The organism is Dyadobacter sp. (assembly GCF_017744695.1).
Lineage (GTDB): Bacteria > Bacteroidota > Bacteroidia > Cytophagales > Spirosomataceae > Dyadobacter.
Map to the genome: position 1 here is coordinate 506,188 of NZ_JAGIAS010000002.1, position 23,433 is coordinate 529,620.

19 protein-coding genes are annotated in these 23,433 nt (G+C 51.3%); 13 read left to right on the forward strand and 6 right to left on the reverse strand.

Annotated elements, in window-relative coordinates; genetic code table 11:
* The first annotated feature begins 20 nt into the window (after nucleotides 1-20).
* Entirely contained in the window at nucleotides 21-737 is a 717-nt protein-coding gene (locus J7619_RS09730) for a DUF4198 domain-containing protein (protein ID WP_291197402.1), read from the forward strand.
* Between the two features lie 23 nt (nucleotides 738-760).
* Nucleotides 761-1,048: a Fur family transcriptional regulator gene (locus tag J7619_RS09735; RefSeq protein ID WP_291197404.1), complete on the forward strand. Its 288-nt coding sequence runs from the start codon at nucleotides 761-763 to the stop codon at nucleotides 1,046-1,048.
* Nucleotides 1,049-1,116: 68 nt separating this feature from the next.
* Here J7619_RS09735 and J7619_RS09740 read toward each other — a convergent pair whose 3' ends face one another.
* Nucleotides 1,117-1,584, reverse strand: coding sequence for a hypothetical protein (locus tag J7619_RS09740; protein WP_291197406.1), 468 nt, complete (start codon nucleotides 1,582-1,584; stop codon nucleotides 1,117-1,119).
* A gap of 817 nt (nucleotides 1,585-2,401) precedes the next feature.
* Between J7619_RS09740 and J7619_RS09745 the strand changes: the two genes are divergently transcribed.
* Both J7619_RS09745 and J7619_RS09750 read left to right on the forward strand, forming a co-directional pair.
* Nucleotides 2,402-4,375 (forward strand): glycoside hydrolase family 97 protein, encoded by a 1,974-nt coding sequence (locus J7619_RS09745; RefSeq protein WP_291197408.1) that lies wholly within the window; start codon nucleotides 2,402-2,404, stop codon nucleotides 4,373-4,375.
* Nucleotides 4,376-4,548: 173 nt separating this feature from the next.
* Nucleotides 4,549-5,277, forward strand: a complete 729-nt coding sequence (locus tag J7619_RS09750; RefSeq protein WP_291197410.1) for a hypothetical protein — start codon at nucleotides 4,549-4,551, stop codon at nucleotides 5,275-5,277.
* On the opposite strand, the gene J7619_RS09755 is transcribed toward J7619_RS09750, so the two are convergent.
* Nucleotides 5,248-6,516: a PepSY domain-containing protein gene (locus J7619_RS09755; RefSeq protein ID WP_291197412.1), complete on the reverse strand. Its 1,269-nt coding sequence runs from the start codon at nucleotides 6,514-6,516 to the stop codon at nucleotides 5,248-5,250. The two genes, J7619_RS09750 and J7619_RS09755, sit on opposite strands and share 30 nt — an antisense overlap.
* Before the next feature lie 261 nt (nucleotides 6,517-6,777).
* Here J7619_RS09755 and J7619_RS09760 point away from each other — a divergent pair, with 261 nt between their 5' ends.
* The 4 genes from J7619_RS09760 (at nucleotide 6,778) to J7619_RS09775 (ending at nucleotide 10,738) form a co-directional block, all read left to right on the forward strand.
* Nucleotides 6,778-7,830 (forward strand): sensor histidine kinase, encoded by a 1,053-nt coding sequence (locus J7619_RS09760; RefSeq protein WP_291197414.1) that lies wholly within the window; start codon nucleotides 6,778-6,780, stop codon nucleotides 7,828-7,830.
* Nucleotides 7,831-7,970: 140 nt separating this feature from the next.
* Nucleotides 7,971-9,080 carry a sensor histidine kinase gene (locus J7619_RS09765; protein WP_291197416.1) on the forward strand — a complete coding sequence of 370 codons (1,110 nt, stop codon included), beginning with the start codon at nucleotides 7,971-7,973 and terminating at the stop codon, nucleotides 9,078-9,080.
* Between the two features lie 4 nt (nucleotides 9,081-9,084).
* Complete coding sequence (locus J7619_RS09770) at nucleotides 9,085-9,870, forward strand: LytTR family DNA-binding domain-containing protein (protein WP_291197418.1); 786 nt, start codon at nucleotides 9,085-9,087, stop codon at nucleotides 9,868-9,870.
* A 91-nt stretch (nucleotides 9,871-9,961) separates the two neighbouring features.
* The gene (locus tag J7619_RS09775; RefSeq protein ID WP_291197420.1) at nucleotides 9,962-10,738 is read left to right on the forward strand and encodes a hypothetical protein; all 777 of its coding nucleotides are present in this window, start codon (nucleotides 9,962-9,964) and stop codon (nucleotides 10,736-10,738) included.
* Between the two features lie 7 nt (nucleotides 10,739-10,745).
* On the opposite strand, the gene J7619_RS09780 is transcribed toward J7619_RS09775, so the two are convergent.
* The 4 genes from J7619_RS09780 to J7619_RS09795 form a co-directional block, all read right to left on the reverse strand.
* A complete protein-coding gene (locus J7619_RS09780; RefSeq protein ID WP_291197422.1) occupies nucleotides 10,746-11,873 on the reverse strand; it encodes a metallophosphoesterase in 1,128 nt (375 codons plus the stop codon).
* A 116-nt stretch (nucleotides 11,874-11,989) separates the two neighbouring features.
* Complete coding sequence (locus J7619_RS09785; RefSeq protein WP_291197424.1) at nucleotides 11,990-13,087, reverse strand: sulfatase-like hydrolase/transferase; 1,098 nt, start codon at nucleotides 13,085-13,087, stop codon at nucleotides 11,990-11,992.
* Between the two features lie 70 nt (nucleotides 13,088-13,157).
* Nucleotides 13,158-14,636 (reverse strand): SusD/RagB family nutrient-binding outer membrane lipoprotein, encoded by a 1,479-nt coding sequence (locus tag J7619_RS09790; protein WP_291197426.1) that lies wholly within the window; start codon nucleotides 14,634-14,636, stop codon nucleotides 13,158-13,160.
* 12 nt (nucleotides 14,637-14,648) lie between these two features.
* Nucleotides 14,649-17,927 (reverse strand): SusC/RagA family TonB-linked outer membrane protein, encoded by a 3,279-nt coding sequence (locus J7619_RS09795; protein ID WP_291197428.1) that lies wholly within the window; start codon nucleotides 17,925-17,927, stop codon nucleotides 14,649-14,651.
* Nucleotides 17,928-18,528: 601 nt separating this feature from the next.
* On the opposite strand from J7619_RS09795, the gene J7619_RS09800 reads away from it, so the two are divergent.
* The 5 genes from J7619_RS09800 (at nucleotide 18,529) to J7619_RS09820 (ending at nucleotide 23,419) form a co-directional block, all read left to right on the forward strand.
* Complete coding sequence (locus tag J7619_RS09800; protein WP_291197430.1) at nucleotides 18,529-19,713, forward strand: hypothetical protein; 1,185 nt, start codon at nucleotides 18,529-18,531, stop codon at nucleotides 19,711-19,713.
* Nucleotides 19,653-21,287, forward strand: a complete 1,635-nt coding sequence (locus J7619_RS09805; RefSeq protein ID WP_291197432.1) for a glycosyltransferase family 39 protein — start codon at nucleotides 19,653-19,655, stop codon at nucleotides 21,285-21,287. Before J7619_RS09800 ends, J7619_RS09805 begins: the two co-directional genes overlap by 61 nt.
* Before the next feature lie 133 nt (nucleotides 21,288-21,420).
* A complete protein-coding gene (locus J7619_RS09810) occupies nucleotides 21,421-21,930 on the forward strand; it encodes an RNA polymerase sigma factor (RefSeq protein ID WP_291197434.1) in 510 nt (169 codons plus the stop codon).
* An 11-nt stretch (nucleotides 21,931-21,941) separates the two neighbouring features.
* Nucleotides 21,942-22,508, forward strand: a complete 567-nt coding sequence (locus J7619_RS09815) for a hypothetical protein (protein WP_291197436.1) — start codon at nucleotides 21,942-21,944, stop codon at nucleotides 22,506-22,508.
* A gap of 11 nt (nucleotides 22,509-22,519) precedes the next feature.
* Nucleotides 22,520-23,419: a hypothetical protein gene (locus J7619_RS09820; RefSeq protein WP_291197438.1), complete on the forward strand. Its 900-nt coding sequence runs from the start codon at nucleotides 22,520-22,522 to the stop codon at nucleotides 23,417-23,419.
* The last annotated feature ends 14 nt before the right edge of the window (nucleotides 23,420-23,433 follow it).

The window sequence follows — 23,433 nt, forward strand, 5'->3', positions numbered from 1 at the left end:
CTACTCATTTTTCTCAAATCATGCTTAAAAAACAACTTCTAATCGCCGCCTTCCTGCTGTGCTGCTCGGCACAGCTCTTCGCCCACGCATTATGGATCCAGACAGCCCCGAAAGGAAAAGCCGGTCAGAAACAGTCGGTTAAAATTATCTATGCCGAGCCCGGCGATCAACCCGAAAAGCTGGGTGAATGGTATTCGGATGTGAAGGATTTCGAGCTCTGGCTCATCGCGCCGGACCAAAAACGCACCAAACTGGCCACCGTTGCCGCCGACGATCATTTCACGGCAGAATTCACACCCGACCAGCAGGGCGTATACACTTTATCGGTAGGTCACACATCAAAGGATTTGGGTGGAACAACGGTTTATCAGTTCAATGCCAGCGCATTAGTAACCGTCGGCAAGGCCGACGCCGGTAATAATCCGGCCGCAAATACGAATGAACTGAATGTTTTTGCCGACCCTGCGAAAACCTATAAAGTAAATAGCCCGCTCAATTTGCGCGGACTTTTCAAACATAACGGAAATGAAAAGCTTTACGTCACTGTGGCATCGCCATCCGGATGGAGCAAGCAAATCAGCACCGATGAAAAAGGGCTGGCCGAATTTGTTCCGCTCTGGCCGGGCACCTATTACATCGAAGCATCCAAAAGCTGGAAAGAAACCGGCAATTTGAATGGAAAGGAATACAAAGCATTTTGGCGGAGCGCCACTTTGCTGGTGGAAGTTGGGAAATAGTTTTTAAAGCTTTATTCATTCGCATGTCCCTGTACGAACAAATCAGTGCCTATTGCATCCGCCACAAAATAAGGCTGGCCGAAAAGCGGGTCATTGTGGCCGATCAATTGCTGGTCGCCGACGAATTTACTGATGGTGATACATTATGGCGCGACATGCGCAGTAGAGGGATTAAAATCAGTCCCGCAACTGTTTATGAATCACTTAACTGGCTGGTAACCGCAGGGTTTGCCGAGCGGCGTTTCGCGGCCGACAGCCGGAAGAATCTGTTTGGAATCCCGGAGCCAGTCCGGAATACATTGACCAGCTGAAACGATCATTGTTTATCAGTACTGAACAAAAAAGGGTCCGGAAAACGGACCCTTTTTTGTAGATATCATTAAGCAACCACTGCATTCTTCGGTTTGCGCCCCCTGGGTTTGCCAGTGTAAGCCGGCTTGGGTTCTTCCGTTCCCAAAGTGAGTTCAAAACCGACAACGCCTTCTTCATAATTAAAAAGGGTTACCTCAAAAATGTACTTTGTATTTTCAAAATCCACACCGCCTTTACGGAGAATCAGTTCCAGCGGGATAGAATATCCGCGGCCGCTTCTGCTAAGGACGAATGTGCCGTTTTCATCCGAGCTCGGGATCAGATAAAGATGCTTCAAGGTTCTCTTACCTTGTTGCGCTCCGATTTTAAAGCGAGCTGTTTCAGGTTCGATACCTAATTCTTCCAAAGTTTTTGGAGGAAGAACAAGCTTGCCCGAGGATGAAACATAGCCGGTAGGCTTTGGCTTCTCCTGAGGTTTTTTCGTTACCGAAACATTATCCTCGGGAGAAAAAAATTTAATTGCTCTTGCTTTCATAAATAAATTACGGGTTGCTGGTGGATTATTACTTTCGCAAAAGTAATGAAGTTAACATTTTATTAAAATACTTTTTGTAATAATTAATTGCTCAAAACTGCCGAAAAAAAATCGCTATGCCAGTGCCTCCGGTGCCATTTTTATTTAGCGTTTTTTACTTTCCATTTCAAAATTGATTTTAATTGGAAGCCTTACTAACACCATTAATGCTATCGGATCAATTTCCATCCGTTTCCAATATGCGATAGTTCTCCCCGAATAGACTACACGTCAGGACGAGTTTTATACCCCGTGCTTATCGGCTATCTGTCTATCGTATTAACAACGCGGTTTGCAAACAAATTTGTCTCATACGGTTACAAAACTTTATTTGCGTTTGGCAAGCCGATATATGCGGCGCAGGTGATTGGACAGGCCTCTTTGAGGCAGAACACCAAACATATTCTTTTCGAATTGAATGCCGCCACTACATCCTAAGCGACTCGTGCAATTGGAGAGCGTAGAACTAGTTTGCCGCTATTTTTTTCACCTAAGATTTAAGTTATAAGAGAAAGTCAGTCGCTGAAAATCCGCACTGTATTGTCGCTAAATTGGAAAACTAACTCTCCTTCAATGACTAATACGGAAATAATTAAAGTCGATTTTAATCCCCTTTTAATTTGCTTGATCAGTCACAATAAGTACTTAAACAGTTACTTGTAACAATTATTATTACAAAGCAAAAATGTCGTGCCAGCGATTTTTAGCCTTTCTAAACTTTCGTCATAGCATATTAATCCCGTACATTGCAATTACCCCACCCTCAATCACGGCTGCTATGCGAAAACTGCTTTTCCTGAATTTCCTGTTGCTCTCATTCTCTTGTGTACGCGCACAGGCCACGCGGGAGATCTCATCCCCGAATGGCAACATCCGGCTGGTCGCCCAGGCTAACAACCTGCTGCGGTACAGCGTCTATTTCAAAAACCAGCTGATCGTATCACCTTCCGAAATAGACATGGTCCTTTCTGACGGCAGAAAACTTTCGGACGGCCTTTCCAAGCCGCAGTTTACGGAAAGGAACATCAGCGAAACCATTATTTCACCGGTGCCCGAAAAGCGTATCCGCATTCCCGATCGCTATAAGGAGCTAAAAATCAACCTTTCCAATGCCTTCGCCGTCATTTTCAGGGTGTATGATGACGGGGTCGCCTACCGCATCGCCACATCGTTCCCCGGCAGCATCACCGTTCGCTCCGAAACGGCTGCCTTCCGTTTCCCGGAAAATCATCCGGTGTATTTTCCGGAAGTAGCGGCGTCTTCGAATGTCGACATTTATCATACGAGCTTCGAAGAGCCCTACACAACCAAACCCCTGGAACAGATCCATTCCAAGGCCCTGTTTTTCTCACCGATTTTGATCGCGCCGAAGGATTTGCCCAAAATCGGCATCACCGAGTCGGACCTGGAAGACTACCCAGGCATGTTCCTGAGCGGCAATGCGGAAAAGGCCCTGTTCGGCCGCTTTGCCCCCTACCCCGCCGAGGAAACGGAAACCAGGGAGCTGTATTCGACGCGCTATGTTTCCAAACGGGCCGATTTCCTTGCCCTAACCAAGGGCACACGCGCTTTCCCCTGGCGGGTGCTGATTATCGCGCCGGAAGACAAGGATTTACCGGGCAATGACCTCGTGTACAGACTTGCAAGCCCTTCGCGTGTAACGGATGTTTCGTGGGTAAAGCCCGGCAAGGCCACGGATGAATGGATTATTACTTCCAATATTTTCAATGTGCCCTTTAAAAGCGGCATTAATACCGCGACTTATAAATTCTATATCGATTTTGCGAAACGGTTTGGATTCGAACGCATCATGATGGACGCCGGTTGGAGCGACAATAACGACCTGTTCAAGATCAATCCGGATATTAACATGGAGGAAATCATGGCCTATGCCAAAAGCAAGGGCATTGGCGTGAGCATGTGGACCCTCGCGCTCACGCTTGATAAACAGCTCGAGCCGGCCCTGGAACAGTTCAGCAAATGGGGCGTGGATTTTATCATGACCGATTTCATCAACCGCGACGACCAGAAAGCCGTGCAGTTTTATTACAAGATAGCAGAGGCCTGCGCTAGACACAAGATCATGCTGATGTTTCACGGTGCATTCAAACCTGCCGGTTTCAACCGGACATTCCCGCATGCGGTCGCCCGCGAGGCGGTATTAGGCTCTGAATACAATATGTGGAGCGCCAAAGCGACGCCGGAACACAATGTACTGCTGGCATTCATCCGTATGCTTGCCGGCCCGCTGGACTATGAGCCGGGAATGCTGAACAATGCGACGCCCAAAGGTTTCCACGCGATGCCGGAAAACGTAATGTCGCTCACTACCCGGACGCAGCAACTCGCTATGTTCGTGGTTTATGAAAGCCCGATCCAGTTTTTCGCCGGCAACCCGTCGCAGGGGCTCAATGAACCCGCATTCATGGAGCTGCTCGGCAGCATTCCCACTGTTTGGGATACCACCCGAATGCTCGATGCCCGGCTCGGTGAGTACGTCGTTACCGCCAGAAAAAAGGGCGCCGACTGGTACATCGGCGCATTGAACAATTCAACGGAGCGGGAGCTCGATATTCCCCTGAATTTCCTTCCGGCGGGCAGCTATCAGGCTACCATTTGCGAGGACGGCGTCAATGCCGACCGTTACCCGGCCGATTATCACCTTTCCAAGGCCGTGCTAACTTCCAGAAGCACGCTGAAACTTAAACTGGCGCCCGGAGGCGGATTTATGGCCCGACTACGACGGCAGTAGGCAGTCATCTACTATTTGAGCTACTGATCTACAATATTTTGTAAAACCGGCCCGAACCGGTTGCTTTGTTTGTAGGGGTACCGCCACCCGCCGTACAAACTTTTATTAAACCAATCATGTAGTATGTAATACATAGTACCTAACATTACATAGCTTTGTGAAAACTATTAGCCATGAAAACTTTTGAAGAAGACTTCGGTCACCTGCCATTTCCCGGGCGCTGGCTGGGCGGTATTTCGCTCGTGTTCGCGCCCGTATTGCTGCTCGCGGGCGAGTTGTTGAAATTCCGGTTCGATTTCTTTTTTCCGGAACAACTCAGGGCCTACCAGAGCCACCCGATGTTGATGTTTACGGCTTACAGCTTCTTTCTCGCCGGAAATATCCTCCTATGGCCAGCCATTGTTACCCTCGCTAACCTGATCGGGCGCACGAAACCGGTGTGGGCGGTATGGGGCGGCAGCCTGGTATTGTTCGGGCTCTTTGCACGAACTTTCCATTCCGGGATCAACCACCTGGCCTTCCAGCTTGTGAATATCCTGAGTTTGCCCAAAGCCACCGAAGTAGTAGCACAATCCTACGGCGCATTTCACATTGTATCGACGCTTTCCGGGGCTATTCTTTTCGGCTGGGCGGTACTCGCCGTCGGTGCATGGCTTTCGGGAACGTTGCGGCCCGTAGGTGTGGTAGCATTGGCGATGATGTCGGCGCTGATGATCGGGGTGTTGAAGGGCGGGACCGTCATGTCGGTGATCGCAACGACCTGCCTGTGCATTGCGCTTGTGCCCCTGGGCGTGCGCGTACTGGCACACGGAAGTATGCCGCCGGCCCGGTTGTTTTGGGGTTGGCTGATATTCTGCTCCGCGGTAATCGGTCTATTTTTCTTCCTCGGACAGGCGGGATGACATCGATACGTAAGCTGGCTTTGGAAAGGTCCGGGTGCTCGATTGACGACGTGAGCGCATTTCCTGCCCCCGCCTTATTCCCTTTCTTCCCTTTCCCTCCTTTTTACGGCGGCCCCACCAGATCACGAAGCCGGTAACCGGCAAACTGGCGCAGATTAATCCTGCAAAAAAAGTAAGGATTTTGCTCGGCAAGCCCGCCCATGCACCTACATGGAGATCGAAATTCATAGCGTATGCCTTCTCGCCGTTGGTCAGCTCATCAAAAGAACAAGAACGTAGTTTCGCTCCGGTGAACTGATCGTATTGCCCCTGAATGCGGTCGTAACGGTTGCTTGCTGTCAGGTAGGTGGCTGCATTGATGGGCAGCTTGCCCTTGGCGGGAAAATTGATCAGGTAACCGTACGCTTTGGGTTGGTCGGCTTGCAATGCCGCAAATACGCGGTCGACAACCTTTGCGTCTTTAATTTGCGTGGTATCGGAGAACACCGCGGGAACCTCCGCCAGCTTTCCGCCGTCGGCGAGCGTTTTCACGCCTTTTTCGAACCACTCAAAAGCCCAGACCAGCCCGGTCACGGCACACACGAAAAGGATCACGCAAGCATAGAAACCCAGTACATTATGCAGATCGTAATTAACCCGCTTCCATTTGGCGTTCCATTTGATTTTGAAGCTTTTATCCCTACCCGATTTATTCCATTTTGCGGGCCACCAAAGCACGAGTCCGGAAATCAGGATGAATACAAAGGCGAGCACCGAATAGCTTACCACGGTATGTCCGATCTTTTCACCAAACAACATGCGCATATGCAACCCGAGCACGAGGGTAAAAAATTCGTTTTTCGAATCTTCCAGCTTTACGACCTGGCCATTGTACGGGTTGACGTACGCCCGCACGTAATATTTGTAATAATCCCAATGCGAAAAGCCCTCTTTATCGACCTTTAATGCCCTGAAAATATAGGTTCTGTTCGGCTGGGAGGATATTTCGACGCGCGTCACCGGTCGCTTTGCTCCCACCGCTTTTTGCGCCGCGGCCTGTAACTGGCTCAGTGGCAGCTTGGGTCTGTTTTCTGGTTGGATAAAAAGGCGGTCCCGGTATACCAGCGGTTTGATCTCGTCCGTGAAAACATACACAGCGCCTGTAAGACCAAGCACGATAATCACAATCCCGGACGCCAGGCCCAACCAGAGGTGTAAGGTTCCGATAAGCTTGCCAAGGGCTGTCTTTTTTTGAGACATGAATGCAGTTTGGGTTGATAGCTACCTGAAAAGGCGCTTTGATTGCACAAAAACGTACCTGAACGCTTTTCCAGCAAAGAAATACCCTATTTAGTTTAATTACAAATTATTAAACCCGACAACCCTGATTATTTTCATTCAAAATAAAAATAGGAAAGCAAATGCGTACCGGATAGTAGCCGGCCATAACATGATGGCTACCGGCTTCGGGAATTGTTTTAATTTTGCCGGCTGTTCAGCGAATTATCTGACGCCCCAAATATGAAGCCAGCTTTTTTTTCGAAGTACGAATGGTGGTACCATCTCGCGATGATGCCCGTCTGCTTCGCACTGGGCAACTATTATCTGATTGGCGAACGGTACTTTATACATTGGCCCAGCTTCCTGGCAGCCTCTTCACTGGCATTCGTCGTCTACTGGTCGTCGGTGGCGATCCTGACGACCGTCATCCGGAAAACGGCCGGTTGCGCAGCGGTAGGTCAAATCCTCCAACAAATGCTGGAAATGCTCTGGAAACTCGCAGCAGCGACGGTACTGCTCATGGTTTTCGATATCTGGATTTACAGTCTGGTACCCGGCCTTGACGTCGAATTCAGCTGGTCGAAAATCTGGCCCATGGTACTCGTCGGCTTACTGTGCGATGCGTTCATCTGCGCGCTCCTCGGCTTGTTTTATGCATTACAACAATGGAAAAATGACCAGGCCGACGATGAGAAGCTGGCCCGGCAGTCGGCGGAAGTCGAATTTGATGCATTGAAAGGGCAGGTTAACCCGCATTTCCTGTTCAACAGCCTGAATACGCTTTCTTCGCTCATCAGCGCCGATCCTGCGCAAGCCGAGGATTTTGTAGAAGACCTCGCGCGCATTTACCGCTACATGTTGCAAGGTGGCCGGACCGAACTCGTACCGTTGCAATCCGAACTCAGCTTTCTGGAAGTGTATGTCAGATTGCTGAAAGTGCGGTACCATGATGCGCTCGTCGTACACCTTCCCGAACGCTGCCCGCCCGACCTGATGATCCTGCCGCTGATGCTGCAAATACTGCTTGACAACGCGATTCAATATAATGTGCTATCGCCCAGTCGTCCGCTGACGGTCACGATCATGCTGACCGACGATCGTGCCATCCGGGTTACCAACAATGTGCAGATGCGCCACCGTACCCTCAGCGCCACCGGTACCGGATTGCGGGGGCTGTCGGCAAAACTGCTGACCTTTACACCCCGAAGACTAACGGTTGACGAAACCAGCGGCACATTTTCCGTGACGATCCCGCTCCTGCCCGAGTCGCCGGTGCAGGTTCCGGCGAGATGACAATTCATGCCGATAAAAATACAGTTGATGCAACTTCTGTGCTTGCGGTTACACGCATTACGCTATTTTTGAGATTGCCGCAGTGGAACTGCCGCAGTGAGATTCAGGAAGCCCATAACGGGCCACTCGGTTGCCTAACCATGAAGAAAAGAGCATTGTTTGAAAAACTTCCGGACAAAATCCCCTCGGGAAGCGTAACAGCTTACATCGCGGCTGCGTTGGTATTCCTGCTGCTTTTCGATTACATCGTCGTCGGTGCGCATGTATTCGGCGATCCGGGCCTGTTCCTGAAAGCAACTTTGCTGAATGCGGGCATTCTGGCGGCCGCGTACATCGCGCAGTCGCGCGTGGCAGGCTACATTACCGCCCATTACAGCGATTTGCAAAAAACGCTCATTCGCGTAGCATTATCCATTGCCTCCTACGCATTGGTTTCAGGCGGCTTCGTGCTGCTGACGGCCTGGCTTTACATCGACAAGCGGCTATTCGCCTCGACGCTAACCGTCCACACACTTGTGATCATTTATATCCTGAACCTGGTCGCCATCGTGCTGGTCACCGGCTTATGGGAGACATTCAATGCCCTCGCACGCTGGCGCCAGCATGAGATCAATACCGAGCGGATGATGAAGGAGAATGTCAACGGGCAGCTCGAAAGTCTGAAAGCACAGATCAGCCCGCACTTTCTTTTCAATACATTAAATTCCCTTTCCGCATTGATCGGTGAAGACGCAGGCAAGGCCGAGGAATTTGTGGACGAAATGGCCCGCGTTTACCGGTACCTCCTGCAAACCAATCATTCGTCCGTCGACCAGGGTGATTTCGGGCAATTAACGACGTTAAAAAAAGAACTATCGTTTATTGAATCGTACGGCCACTTGCTCAAAACCCGGTATGGCGACGGTATGAAGCTGTACATCCACGTGGAAGAGTGCTTCATGGATAGCCGCATTCCGCCGCTGACCTTACAGCTGCTCGTCGAAAATGCCGTGAAGCATAACGTGATCCGCGCCAGCCGGCCACTCACGATCTTTATATTAAGTACCGTGGACGGGCAATTGATGGTGCGGAACAATTTGCAGAAAAAAAACCTGACGGCCGGTGCCGAAAACATCGAATCCACGCACGTCGGGCTAACCAATATCGTAACCAAATACCAGTTGCTAAGCGAATACCGGCCGGGCCTGCCCCAGCCTGTGATCGAAAGTAACCACGAGTTTTTTACAGTAACTTTACCACTGATTTCCTGAAAGTATGAATGCGCTTATCGTTGAAGATGAAGATTTGTCGGTCCGTCGCCTGAAAAAGATGATCGGAGAAGTAGCGCCGACGCTGGACGTGGTGGGTGTTACCGACAGCATCGAGCAAACCGTTGAATGGGTACATGAAAACCGCGCTGCAGGCAAGGCTGATCCCGACCTGATCTTCCTCGATATCGAATTATCCGACGGCCAGAGCTTCGAGATTTTCAACCGGATCGAAGTTACGAGTGCGATCATTTTCACGACATCGTACGACGAATATGCATTGCAGGCGTTCAAACACAACAGCATCGATTACCTCCTCAAACCCGTGCATCGCGACGATTTGCAGCGGGCGTTACAGAAGTATGAAAAAATGAAAAGCCAGCCCGTCGCGGACCATTCGCTGGCAGGCATCCGGAAGCTGCTGGAAGATTTCAAAAAGGCATCGGCTGTTGAATACCGGCAGCGTTTCCTTGTGAAGCAGGGACAAAAAATGCTTTCCATTGAAGTCGGAGAAATTGCCTATTTCTTTACCGACGACCGTTACAGTTTCTTCATGACCGATTCCAACCAGAAAATGCTCGTCGACTACACGCTCGACGAACTCGCCGAATCGCTCGATCCCGCCCGTTTTTTCCGTATCAACCGCGGCATGATGGTCACCCACCGCTCAGTCGACAAAATAGACCCCTATTTTGGCAACCGGCTCGCACTCACGTTGCGTCCCGCTCATAACAAGGAGGTGCTCGTAAGCAGGGAAAAGGTAGGAGATTTCAAGGTGTGGATGGGAAAATAGCCGAACGGTCCAATGCTTTTTTAGAAAATAAAACAAACGGTTACAACCTTTACGCCGCGTAGGACATCAGGAGAATAAAACAGTCAAAAAGATGAAAAAAACTCGACTATTCTTATTCCTCTCCCTGTTCTGTGCGGCCTGTATGGAACAACCTGAAGAACCGCTCATCATCATCGACCCGCCCGCTGAACCGGTGATTATCGCTGCCCGCTTTTACCTGACCGATCAGTCGCATTATAAAGTCGAGTACCGCCGCAATAGCAACAACCTGATGGAACAAGAGATTCAGTACAAGGAAAACGGGGACACGCTATTAGTGAGCAAATATAAATACCTCAATTATCAGCTGGCTGAACAACAGATCGGCATCAACCCCAACATTGCCGGTTTTACCTATCAATATAAAGGTGACACGCTGATTGCGGCGGAGTACAAAGAATCCGCCGCGAGCCCCAAGCCACAGCATTTTACAAGGACTTATTCATATCCCGAAAAGAATATTGTACGGATTGTCGAGCAGAATATGCTCACAAAAGCGGTCCAGCACACCTACCTTTATCTTCAACAAGGCAACATTGTCAGGACCAAAGTACTAGATCCTGTTACCGACCAGGTAAAAGAAGAGACGCAGTTCGAGTACGACGAACATCCGAATCCCTATTATACTTTGACGGGCAGGGATGGTCTACCCGCGTTTCGTTCACAACGCAATGTAACCCTCATCAAAACGCTTGTGCGGAATGGAGAGTCCGTCAATTCCGAAATCCGGTATGCGTACGATTACACCGGGCCCTGGCCGGTGAAGAAGTACCAGGTTTTGGCCAACAACCAAAAGTTTCTCGAACAGGAATATATCTACAACAGATAGTAAGCATTTAAATTTTCAGCACCAACCGGTCTTCGAGCGCCGCGTTCACGCCCGGCTCCGCGCGCCGCTCGTGCGGGAGCGTGTAGAATTCGACGGTGAGCGTGATGCCGTCTGCAGTTCTTTCCAGAAGTACTTTCAGGAAGCCGTGTTTGGTGTCGCAGCTGTTTTCGAGGTTAATGCCTTCAAACTCCGGCAGGTCGCTGGTGAAACGATAGTCGCTGGTGTAAGCCACAGGGTGCAGCTCGTCGTAGCCACCGCTGCCGGCGACTATAAATGGCAACACACGACCGCTACGATAATGTCGGCTGAATCGCTGGTAATTATGCACGTGGCCGCTGAAAACGATATCCGGATAAATACCTGTTTCTTCAAAAACTCCTTCCAGCAGTTCGATCATCGGCATGCTCGACCCGTGGTTGATATCCGCCGAGTAAGGCGAGTGGTGCAGGCAAAGGATTACCGCTTTATCGGGCCGCTCGTTGTCTGCCCTTTTGAGTTCCTGAACCAACCATTCGCGTTGCTCGTTGGTGACCACCCCGAATTTCGGCACGTTGCTATACATCCCGATGATATTCGCCAATGGCGTGAGCAGCGTCCAGTACACATTGGGCTGCACCATGCTCTTGCGTTCGGCATCACCGCTGAATGGGACCGTCCGTCGCTCCGTATCGCAAAAAACCGCCGTGAATGCATCCAGGCTGTTGTAGCGCACGCGGCTGTCGGGATTGATATCGCTGTCGTGGTTACCGGGTATCGCGAAAATGGGTCCCGGATATTTCTGGTATGGCTCAAAAAACTGGCGCTGGTACTGGCCGGCCTCGCCGAAGTTATACACCACATCGCCCAGATGAAACAGAAATTGCGGCTCATACCCTGTTTTCTCCGTCGCCTCAAATTGCTTCACCATCTCCCCTACTACCAGTTTCTGAAAGTCCGGGGTACGGATACTGCCCGTATCACCCACCATATGAAAGGCCAGCTTGTTCTGGTCGGGCACCGGGTCAATGGATTCAAGATTTAAATGATAAGGATATTTCCCGGACGGTTTCGGGGCAGGCTGGTACTTGAATGTATCGTCGGGAACGTCCCTTTTGAAAACGGGTTTGGAGAATTTCTTGGAAAAATCTGATTTCATTACGGATGGCTGCCATTTATCAGCCTTTTGGTATCAACTGATGGCAAGCTAATAAAAAAACAGCGCTTGGGGCTGTGAAATTTGTATTAATTCCGTTCGGCCCCAAGCTGCTAATATTATTTAAAAACGCTCCTCACCACGTCCCCCACCGGATGGTTAGCCGTAAACTTCAAACCCATCAGTTGCGCAACAGTCTGGGCGAATTGGTCTTGATAAACCTGCGACTGGCTTTTCATTTCGCCGCTCGCCGGGGTATCCGGGCCTATGATTGCCATCCAGGTTTCATTGGAGCCCGGCGCAGAGGTACCGTGGCTCGTCCAGCGGTCGCCGAGGCCGCGGCCGTGGTCGGGATAAATGATCATGGTGGTTTTGTCCTTATAGAACGGATCGGCCTGCATGTAGTTCCAGAGGCTCGCTACCATGCCATCGACATAATGCGCGCCGTCGAGGAACGAATCATATTGACCGTGGTGCCCAAACTCGTCCATATCCGCGAAATCGATATGCACTACGCGCGGGTGGTTCGCCTCGATGTATGAGCGGGTGAGGGCATAGGTATGCGCGTCGAAGCGAACTGATTTGCCGAAATATTCCGGCAGGTAATTTTGGAGTTCGTTGGCCAGTTTCTGGGCTTCGGTGAGGTTATTCCCCTTCACTTTTTCACCGGGAATGTTGACGAGCATGCCATTGCGGTCACGGTTGAGAATACGGGAAAGCGCATCCCACGAAGCAAATGTGACCACTTTACCCTCCATCCCTTTTTGCTGGTTGAAAAATTCCAGCACATTCTCGTTCGGATTGTTCGGGTAATCGTTGCTGTTGACCTTCTCGTCGTAATACCCGCAAAGCGTCTCGCTCCGGCCGGGATAGGAAAACCAGTATTTGTTGCGAACATTCATCAGGTTACCCAGGTCGCGGTTCCCGTAAAGCTGCCCGTGTTTTGAAATGGTATTCCAAAAGAAAGGCATCAGCTTGTTACGACGCTCAGCAACTGTTTTGCCCCAATATTTCGCGCTCATCGCGGCAGAATCCTGCTGACGGTATTTTTTGGTATAAAACAAAACCGAATCCGCGCCGCGGAAGATCTCCTGCCAGCGACAGCCATCGACGGAGATCATGACCACATTTTTGGTTTTGGTTTGGGCGACAGCCACAATGCTCACGGACATTGTGAATACCGCTGCCAGGATCGAGGTGCGTACAGAGGTTTTCATGATGTTAAGGTTAAGAGTCCGGAAAAGTAAAAACTTCCTCCGGACGGTCTGTCCGGAGGAAGGAGAAATTTTATTTAACAAGCCACATCACGCCATTCTGGGTGTCGGCCCCGTTGAACTGCGTTTTGAGCGAGGCTTTCACATTCGCCTCATTGGTCGTGTATTCCGAGGTCGGGTAAGCCCAGCGGACAGGGATCTGGTTGTTATTCGCATTGGATTGCCCGATATCGAATGCCGGAATTCCCGTGCGGCGGAAGTTGTAGAATGCCTGTCGTCCCGAGTTTTCGAAGAATGCCATGTACTTCTGTTCGAGCACTTTCTGCAAACCTTTGTCCGTATTACCCGGGTACGGGTTCGCTGCCAGGAATTTATCAATTTCCGATTGGGCAATATTGTAAAACTTCATCGATTCGGTGACACCCTTATTGTAGTAATCTGCCGCATTACCGGTGAGCCAGCCACGATTGATCCCCTCCGCAATGCTGAAATTCACCTCGTGGGCACCCAGCTGGATCGCCGGCACGCCGGCGGCCGACGCTTCCCAGTAGTCGAAATTGATCATGGAAAGCAATCCTTTTCCGGCCTCTTCGAGCAGTGTCGATTGCAGATCGCCGGTTTTCCCGCCGCCATAGCGAAGGAACACATCCGGGTTGCTTTTCAAAGCCTCGGCAGGCAGCGCCACCACCAGCAGGCGCGGGTCTCGGGTGGTTTTAGCAATATCCACAAACGTGGCGCCGAGGGTATTACGCTTGTCATTCTTGACAACTACCCCATTGCTCGGCCATAGCGGGTAAGTGTTGACGGTGTTGTAAACAACCTGGAAGTTGTCCGCATTGGTGGTAATGAGCGGGTACTTCGCCGGGTCATTCACGATCGCCGCGAACTGCTGCTTCACGTTCAGGTCGGGGGTATCGTCGGCACGTTTGCTAAGGCTGATGAGTACCCGCAAACGGTACGAATTGATCAGTTTCTGCCATTTAACGAGATCGCCGCCGTACAGGTAGTCGCCCGAAATAGCCGGCTTTTTCGCGATGAGCGCAGGCATTTCCGCGTTGGCTTCTTCCAGCCATTTCAAAACCTGGATATAAATGTCCTTCTGACTGTCGTATTTCGGTTTAAAAACCTCATCACTCACGCCTTTGATCGCTTCGGACATCGGTACGTCGCCGAACATTTCGGTCGCGCGGCTATAAAAATACGCCTTGAAAAACTTCGCGAGCGTCAGATAATGTGTACCCACGTCGCCGGCTTTGGTCGCTTCGATTTCCATGCGGCTCACATTGCGTAGCGAATTGTAGAAAACGTCGTAGGAACCTGTCGTCCAACCATAAGCCTGGCCGTCGTAGTAGGCCTCATTCTGCGTCATGAACTGGTTATGACGGTGATCCGTACTCCAAGGCGAATCCCAGGTATTGCTCAGTATCCCCGTGAGGATAAGGTCCGCGGATGGATTGGTGATCGCGCCGGGGTCCTTTTGCAGCGTATCGATATCCTGGCAACTTCCCAGGCCGAGCGCCAGCGACAATATCATGTATTTGATCTTTTTCATTGGTAATTCCGGTTAGAAAGTCACATTCAAATTGGCCCCGAAGCTCTTCACGGACGGCGTCTGGAAGCTGGTAATCGTGCCTGTAAACTGGTCGAGGTCGATGTTTTTGGTATATTTTCCTGTAAAATACAGCAGGTTGCGTCCCACGAGCGAGAGGCTGGCTGCCGACGCGAAACGTGTTTTGGAAAGGAGCTTCGCAGGGAAATTATAGGTTAGGACAACTTCGCGCAGCTTTACATAGGTGCGGTTCTTGGCAGCGATATACCCCGACTGATAGTAATTCGTCGCCCAGGCCTGCCACAACACCGGTACGTTGTTTTCTGTAAACTCACGTGTATCCGAAATCACATTGCCGTCCTGGTCGGTATTCAGCTGGCCTTTCACGATCCGTTTTCCGGAGGTCATGACAGAGCCCTTGTAGTCGGCATTGTCGCGGTTTTGCCAGTCTTTTAGCCGGTATTCATTCGCCGATTCAGGCGCTGTACCGCTGCCGAACTGTTTGGTGTACATATAATTATTCACCTTTCCACCGAAACGCCCATCCACCTGGAAGCTCAGCGTAAACGACTTGTGCGTAAACGTGTTATTGATTCCCGCAGTAAACTTGTTGTCGTAATAGCCGATTTTGGAATTATAAGGATTGTAGGCGGGCATCCCGTTAGAGCCGACGATGATATTGCCGGTTTCATCGCGCTGGAAATCTTTGATATAATAGGCATCCGCACGCTCGCCAACGTGGATATTTCCATCGCGCTGCTGCACCCCGTCGATCTTGTCGAGCCATTTGTGGTTCAGCGACCAGTTGGCCGACACATTCCAGGTAAGGTTCTCGTTCTTCACCACCGTTCCGTCCAGGCCCAGTTCAATCCCCTTGCGTACGTAGGTGAACGCGTTGCGCTGCACACCCGACACGCCAGAGGTTACGGACGTAGGTACGCTCACGATCCCGGGGCCTTCCACATTCCGGAACACCGCTGCGTCAAAACCAAGCCTGTTATGCAGGAAACGCATTTCCAGACCAAGTTCGAGGGTTTTTACACGGGCCGCTTGCAAGTTGTCACTGTAAAGCGTGCCGGTGTAGCTCACGCCGGTGTAGGAGTTATTCCAGGGTGCAGAGCTGGTGTAGGTCGGGAGCAGTTTGTAAATATCATATTGGAAATTCTCATCCACAAAATCGCTCGCTACATTAGCGTAGGCCCCACGCACTTTCGCGAATGAAATCGCCTGGGGCAGATCGATCACCTCCGAAAGCACCGCGCTCAACGAAGCCGATGGGTAGAAATAGGTATTGTTCTTCTTCGGCATCGTGCTCGAACGATCGGCCCGGCCGGTGAGGCTCAGAAAGAGGAAGTCTTTGTAATCCATGTCCACAAAACCATATACACTTCCTACCCAGCGCTTGGCATAGTCATTAGTCGAAGTGGAAGGCTGTACGGAGTTCGAAAGATCGTACACGCCCGGCACAAGCAGGCCTTTGGTAGTCTTACCGGTGAGCGAAGTCACCTTCACCGAGCGGAGGTTACCATACAGCGAGGCGTTCAATCCAAAGTCCGGACCGAAGCGGTCCTGGTATTTCAGTGATCCTTCGGTGTTATTCTCCCAGAATGTGTCGTAGGTTTCGGAATAGCCACCCGCCTGGTTCGGGAAGCCGAAGTTGTAAAGGTTTGATGAAATCGGGGCACGTGTGCTGCGGTTGCGGTTCCAGGTGCTCACGTTGGTACGGGCATTGAAGGTCAGCTTGTCGCTGATCTTGTAATTCATCTGCGCGAAACCGTACACGTCATTTTTATAGTAGGTTTTCAATGCCTCGTACGCGGTCATCCACGGGTTATCGTAAATGGTATATTCCCGGTTATACTGCTGTGCATTCTCCTTTCCGGGCTGCCAGTAGTTACGCAGATCGTTCACATCGTAATCCACACCGCCCCACACGGTAAATATGTAAATGGGGCTTGCAGGACCGTAATCGAGCGTCGGGTAGTTGGGCGAGTACTGGCGATTGTAGTTGATGCTCGCGTCGAAGCGCAGCTTTTTGCCTGCATTAATCCCTCCCGAAATGTTCACGTTCGTGCCGCCGAGCTTAGTATTCGGCATCTGGCCGCGCTGGAACGTCTGTGAAAGCGAGAGGCGGAAGTCGCCCACCTCGTTTTTACTTGAAATAGCCAGGTTATTGGTGCTCAGCAGGCCGTTCCGAAGGAAGTTGGTCAGGTTGTTCTTTCCTCTCGCAAGCCAGGGAATAGGTACCAATGCGCCCGTTGCCGGGTCTTTGGGGCTATTGTATTGGGTAATCAGCTGCCCTTCAAAACGCGGGCCCCATATGTTGTAGTCGTTATCGTTGATCCCGCCGCCGCGACCATCCTTGAATGCATATTCATAATCGCTGCCCGGGCCGTACTCCGTCTGGTATTTAGGGATTGCATTAAAACCGGTCTGCAACTGGGTACTCGAATTGAAATCGACCGTAAAACCTTTCTTCGCGCCGCTGCCTTTTTTGGTGGTGATGATGATCGCCCCGTTCTGACCGCGGTTACCGTACAGCGCTGCTGCACTTGCTCCTTTGAGGACGGAATACGTTTCGATATCGTCCGGGCTCAGGTTCCAGGAATCGGTATTCATAGGCACACCGTCCACGACGTACAACACCCTGTCGCGGCCGCGCAAAGTCACCTGCGGGCTGGAAAGCAAATCGGGGCTCTGCGCGATGGTGAGGCCGGCCACTTTACCCGTCAGCGAGCTGATCGCATTCGGTTCCCGCGCTTTCACCATAGAGGCACCCTTTACTTCCGAAACCGAATAACCGACGGCCTTTTTCTCCTTTTTAATACCCAAAGCCGTTACGACCACCTCGTTGAGTTGCCGCTGGTCGGCGGTCATGGCCAGGTTTATCACCGTTCTGTTTCCTACCGCCATTTCCTGCGAGAGGAAACCCAGGAAAGAAAACACCAACGTATCTTTCTCACTATCAACCCTCAACACATAATTCCCGGTAGCATCGGTCACAGTCCCGCGCGAGGTCCCCTTGATCAGGATATTCACCCCGACGAGCCCCTCCTTACCCGCGCCCTCGGTCACTTTACCGTTAATGGTCCTTTCATTTTCGGTTGCGTTAATTGTCGAACGTACAAGTTTATACGTACGCTCCTTAGCAAGGTCTTTTCCCCGTAGAGGAGCGCTCGTATGGGCGTAAGCTTCGCCCGGAAGCACTGCCGAGAGCCCCATGCACAGCGTGAGCGCAACAGACCAGCACCCGCCCGGGCGCTTCCGCTCTAAAAACGTAATCTTTTTTTTCATAAGTGATTGTTAATTAGCTGGTATTTCAAAGTCAAAAGGGTTCCATCGAGGGCCAAACAGCCTTCTTGCCAATGTGCACGCGGTAAACACGGACAAAGCCCAGCCCCGGCACCCAACAGCCGGGTACTCAGGTACCGGTCACCGGGCACAGTAGCGCCGGCTCACGGTCATCCAAAAACAAGCGTTCGCGGTTAATTCATGTACAGTCAGAATTGTGAACAAATACTAAACAGTCTTTGATTATCAATACTTCGAAATATTCTGCGGCTGAAATCTAAAAGTAAAGTATAATTAAACAATCCAAAAGCATTTTCCAATATTTATCTAAAAATTTTCCACTATGTGCTCGACCACATCTTCACAGGTTTACAAATACTCTATATTTTAATCCCACGACACAAAGATATTTCGGACTTCCCACAAATAATTTACCGTAATGTTAATTAATATTTAACTTTCAAGAGATCCTGAAACGGCGCCGGCAATTGTCACGGGTTTTGTCTCCCGCCCGGCCCTCGATTGTTAAGTATTTGAGAACAAATCAAAACTTTTTATTTCCCTAATAATGGCTTAACACCACGGGAGCATCTTTGCGGCACTTATGAAGATACTCCGTATTATACTGCTCGCATTTTCCTCGTGGGTAATCTGGCTGCTGGTATCCCAGTTCTTCTTCTGCCCGCGCTACCAGTTCAATGCCCCGATTCCTTTCGAAGGTCCCGCGCTCTACAATCCTTACGATTCGATCAGCAGCTCACGCTGGGTCAAATGCAACTTCCACGCGCATTCGCACGCATGGGAGGGCGTGACGAACGGGCACGGAACGGCTGCCGACATCCACAATGCCTACAAAGCACTGCATTACGGTGTGCATTGCGTCTCGAACTATCATCATATTGACACTACCCACTCTACCAATGCCAATTACCTTTCGGCGTACGAGCACGGCTATAATATCCGGAAAACGCACCAGCTGGTACTCGGGAGCGGCGAAGTACAGTGGCTGGATTACTTATTTCAGCAGACTGCCCATAACAAGCAGCATGTACTCAGCCACCTTACCAGTTCCGATAACGTGGTGATCCTCAACCACCCGGCACTCAAAAACGGCTACACTGCCGAAGATCTCGCCCAGCTCACGCATTATGATTGCATGGAGGTACTAAACCCCTCGGTAACATCCACCGGACAATGGGACGCAGCGTTATCGGCCGGCAAGCGGGTATTTATCGTAGGCGACGACGATATCCACGATGTTATTTCGGAGGACCGGCTCGGTACAAGGTGTACCTTCGTGAATGTCAGGAGCAATTCGGCACGCGAGGTAATCCATGCATTGAAAACCGGGCAGAGCTATGGAGTCATAGTCGGTGAAAACCAACACCATGACTCTATTCCGCAATTGCAAAGCCTGACGGTACACCGTGACACGATCCGGGCCCTGATGACACAAAGAGCCAACGAAGTGACCGTCACCGGCCAGAACGGCAAGGTACTGGCCCTGGCCCGCCACACCGACCGCATCAACTACCACATCACTCCCGAAGACCGCTACGCCCGCGTGACTTTCAGATATGCGAACGGAACCGAGATTTTGCTGAACCCCGTGTTTTTCACTCCAAAAAGCGGGTACCAGCCGATGCCCGTTTATGAAAATTTCAATGAGACGATGTTTTTCCGGAGTATAGGTACCTGTATTTTGGGCGGGTGGCTGCTGCTTGTGGTATGGCTGATAACCGGCCAACGACCGCAGCGCTACGGACGACGCAGGCTGTCATGGCGATAGAGTACATTCAAAAACACCCGCTAGCCACGCTGGTGGTCGTTTTTACGATCATCCGGCTTCTTATCGCCAACCTGATCAACCTCGGCAACGACGAAGTTTACTACTTCACTTACGCCGTCCTGCCCGACTGGAACCATTTCGACCATCCGCCGTTGGTCGGCATTTTGATCCGCATTTTCACTTTCAATCTCCATTGTAACCCGGAGGTATTTGTGCGAATGCCCGGCATCGTGGGCGCGGCCGTCAACACATGGCTGATCGCCCGCTGTGGTTTGCTGATCAAAAACCGGAATACCGGCCTTATCGCTGCTGTACTTTATAATACGTCGGTTTATACCTGCATTCTTTCCGGCATTTTCATTCTCCCCGATTCAGTCCAGCTCTCCTTATGGCTGGCTGCGTTGCATGCGATGCTCCGGTGTATCAAGGCGACAAGTCCTGCCGATATCCGCCGCCATCTGCTGTTGACGGGCCTTTGGATCGGGCTTGCGACGATGAGCAAAGTGCACGGCGTTTTCCTATGGGCAGGGTTTGCCGGATTTATCATTTCCGATCGTCGCGGGCTGCTCAAAAGCCCCTATTTATACGTATCCATCGCCATTACTGCATTGCTGGCCTCACCGATCCTGTTCTGGAATTTCAGCAACGATTTCATTACCTGGCGGTTCCATAGCGAACGCGTAACGATAGGTGACAGCGGGATCAACATTAAATCATTTCTTCGCACAACCATCGGACAGCTATTATATGCCAATCCCTTCCAGGTCATCATCTTCATCCTGACCGGCAAAGCGATCGCACGCGGGCTTACCGTGGCCGACGCCGCATCGGTGGCATTGCTCTATTGGTGCAGTCTGCCCATTATTGCGTGCACGACACTGGTTTCACTTTTTCGCGACACTTTACCGCATTGGAGCGGGCCGGGGTTCCTCGCCTTGATGCTGACAGGGGCGGCCTGGATCGATAAATTTAGCTTTCCGGATTTCAATAATCTCCCCAAAAGACTGCTAAACGGCTCGGCAGGGCTAATTTTGGTCGTATTCACCATAGGTCCTGTTCTCATCCGATGCTATCCGGGCACGATGAGTCCCAAGCCCTTCCCAAATACGGGGGCGGGCGATGCCACGCTGGACGTTACCGGCTGGGATCAGTTATTACCGGCATTTGAAATGCTCCGCGACCAAGACATTGCCGCTGGCAAAATGAAACGCGATGCGCCGATGGTCGTGCACAAATGGTTTCCCGGCTCGCACATTTATTACCATGTCGCATACCCGCTCGGCATGCGTACGGTGGGCGTCGGGCGCCTGGACGACCTGCATCATTTTGCCTGGCTCAACCGGCGTTACGGGCAGGTCCCGGCCGGCTCGGACGCGTGGTACATCACCCCTTCCAACAATTTCAGCGATCCCGCGGAGCAGTTTGCCGGCGATTTTGAACGATTCGAAAAGTCCGGGACGATCACCCAAAGGCGCAACGGACAAGTAGCCCGCTACTGGTTTGTTTACCGGCTTAAAAATGCGCGGCGAAATTTGGGGCGATCGCCGATCAAGGGCCTCGCGGCCCGACCATAGACGATAGCCCATCGACCACCGCCGGCTAACCGTGGGGCCTGATCGGCGGTCGGCGGTCAAAAAAACTGCCCCCGCATACAACCATTTCCGGATATTGCGGCCTCTTTGATACGAATACGCTAAAAATCCCCGCATGACTTCGGAAGCCGATTTGATTTCTGGTTGCCTTTTAAATGACCGAATTGCCCAACGACAGCTGTACGACCGCTACAAAAAAGCGATGTACACCCTCGCCTACCGCATTACAGGTGATTTCGACGATGCCAACGACGTCTTGCAGGATGCATTTCTGGATGTATTCAAGCATTTAAACCAGTTCCGCGGCGAATCGACGCTCGGCGCGTGGGTCAAACAGATCGTCGTCCGGAAATCGACGAAGAAGAAACGGGTTGTAATCTGGCAAAATGTGGACGATTATACAGGTGAAGGGGTCGACTGGGGCCAATCGGAGATCAATGCAGCGCACCTTGAAACAGCGGTTTTGTCCCTACCCGACGGCTTCCGGACCATTTTTGTGCTCGCCGAGGTAGAAGGCTACACACACCGGGAGATTGCGGCGATGCTCAACATTTCGGAAGGTACTTCGAAATCACAATTGTTTCATGCCAAAAGAAAGCTCCGCGCGATGCTTTCGGCGAACTGACCACGATTATCATGGAAAAGAACCATATAAACCTGCAAAACGCGATCCGCCGCTTCCCGGCTTACGAACCTGGGGACGAAGTTTGGAACGCGATTGATGAAAACCTGCGGGCGCAACCACTTCGCCAGGCGCTTTCGGAAATGCCCGCCTACGAGCCGGATGACAAACTCTGGGACCTGATCGACCGCAAAAATACACAGCAACAACGCTGGAAATGGGGATATGCGGCTGCAATGCTGCTCATGGCCGCCGGAGCAGCCTGGCTGATGCTGCCAAGGAGCGCGGCAGGCATAGCCTACTCGCAGGAGACCGTCGACCAGCGGTTGCAAATGGACGCCGAGTTGAAGACCGACCAGCAATATCACCTACTGAAAACCTATTGTGAGACGGAGACGCTGGTATGCAAGAGTACCGAGTACCGGTCGTTGCAGCAGGAATATGAACGGCTCAGCTCGGCATCGCAGCAGCTTGTGCAGGCAATCGGCGATTACAATACCGAGCCGGAGCTCCTGAGACAGTACAATGAAATTGAGAGACAAAAAACGGACATCCTGAATGCGATGGCCAAGATGATTTAAGCACCATAACAATGAAAACATATCTCAAAAATATCCGAAAATTAACCCTGCCCCTGCTGCTTGCGTGGGCGCTCGGAGGCGTGCCTGTGTATGCGCAGGGAAAATTGCAGGTTGCCACCAAAAGAATCGAAAAGACGGTGAGTGCACCCACCGTACGGACACTGTACATCAGCGCCGAAAAAGCCGACATCGAAATCGTGACCTGGGACAATTCCGACATTGCCGTAATCATGGAACTCTCGGCCCGCCACCCGGATCGCGCCACTGCCACGCAGGACCTTTCCAAGCTGCAGTACATCGCCGACCGTAACGGAAAGGACTACTTCCTGCGCAATTATATTGTATTAAAAGACGGGGAAAGTAAACCCGTTTCGAACCTGAAAGCGCGGTATACGATCCATTTGCCCGCATCGTGCGCCGTCGATCTCAAAAATTCGTTCGGCACCATCACCCTGCGCGGGCTGACCAATCAATTGAACCTCAAAGCGGATTTCTGCACAACTAACCTGACTGGATTGAGCGGCAAAGGTGCCCTGCAAACGACATTCGGCGAGCTTTCGGGCAACGAACTGGCAGGGACATTCACCTTTGCGAGCGACCACACCAACGTCCGTCTGGAACAGATCGCAGGGGCCATTCGGATAGATGCCGCCTATGGCAATGTCGAAATCTTCCCGACCGTGGGCCTCACCAGTCTCGGGATCCATTCCAAAAAGGCGGAGGTAACGCTCCTGGCCAAGAACTGGCAGCATTTCGATTACACCATCAACGGCGCGTATGCTACCATGAAGTTGCCCAACGGCTTTAAATGGAAACGCAATACTGCCGATTTCAAAGAAGCATTTTTCTCCCGCAACCAGCTCGCGAGCGTCGACATCAACGCCGAGTTTGGCAGGGTTACGATTAAATAAACGGGTGCTTTAAC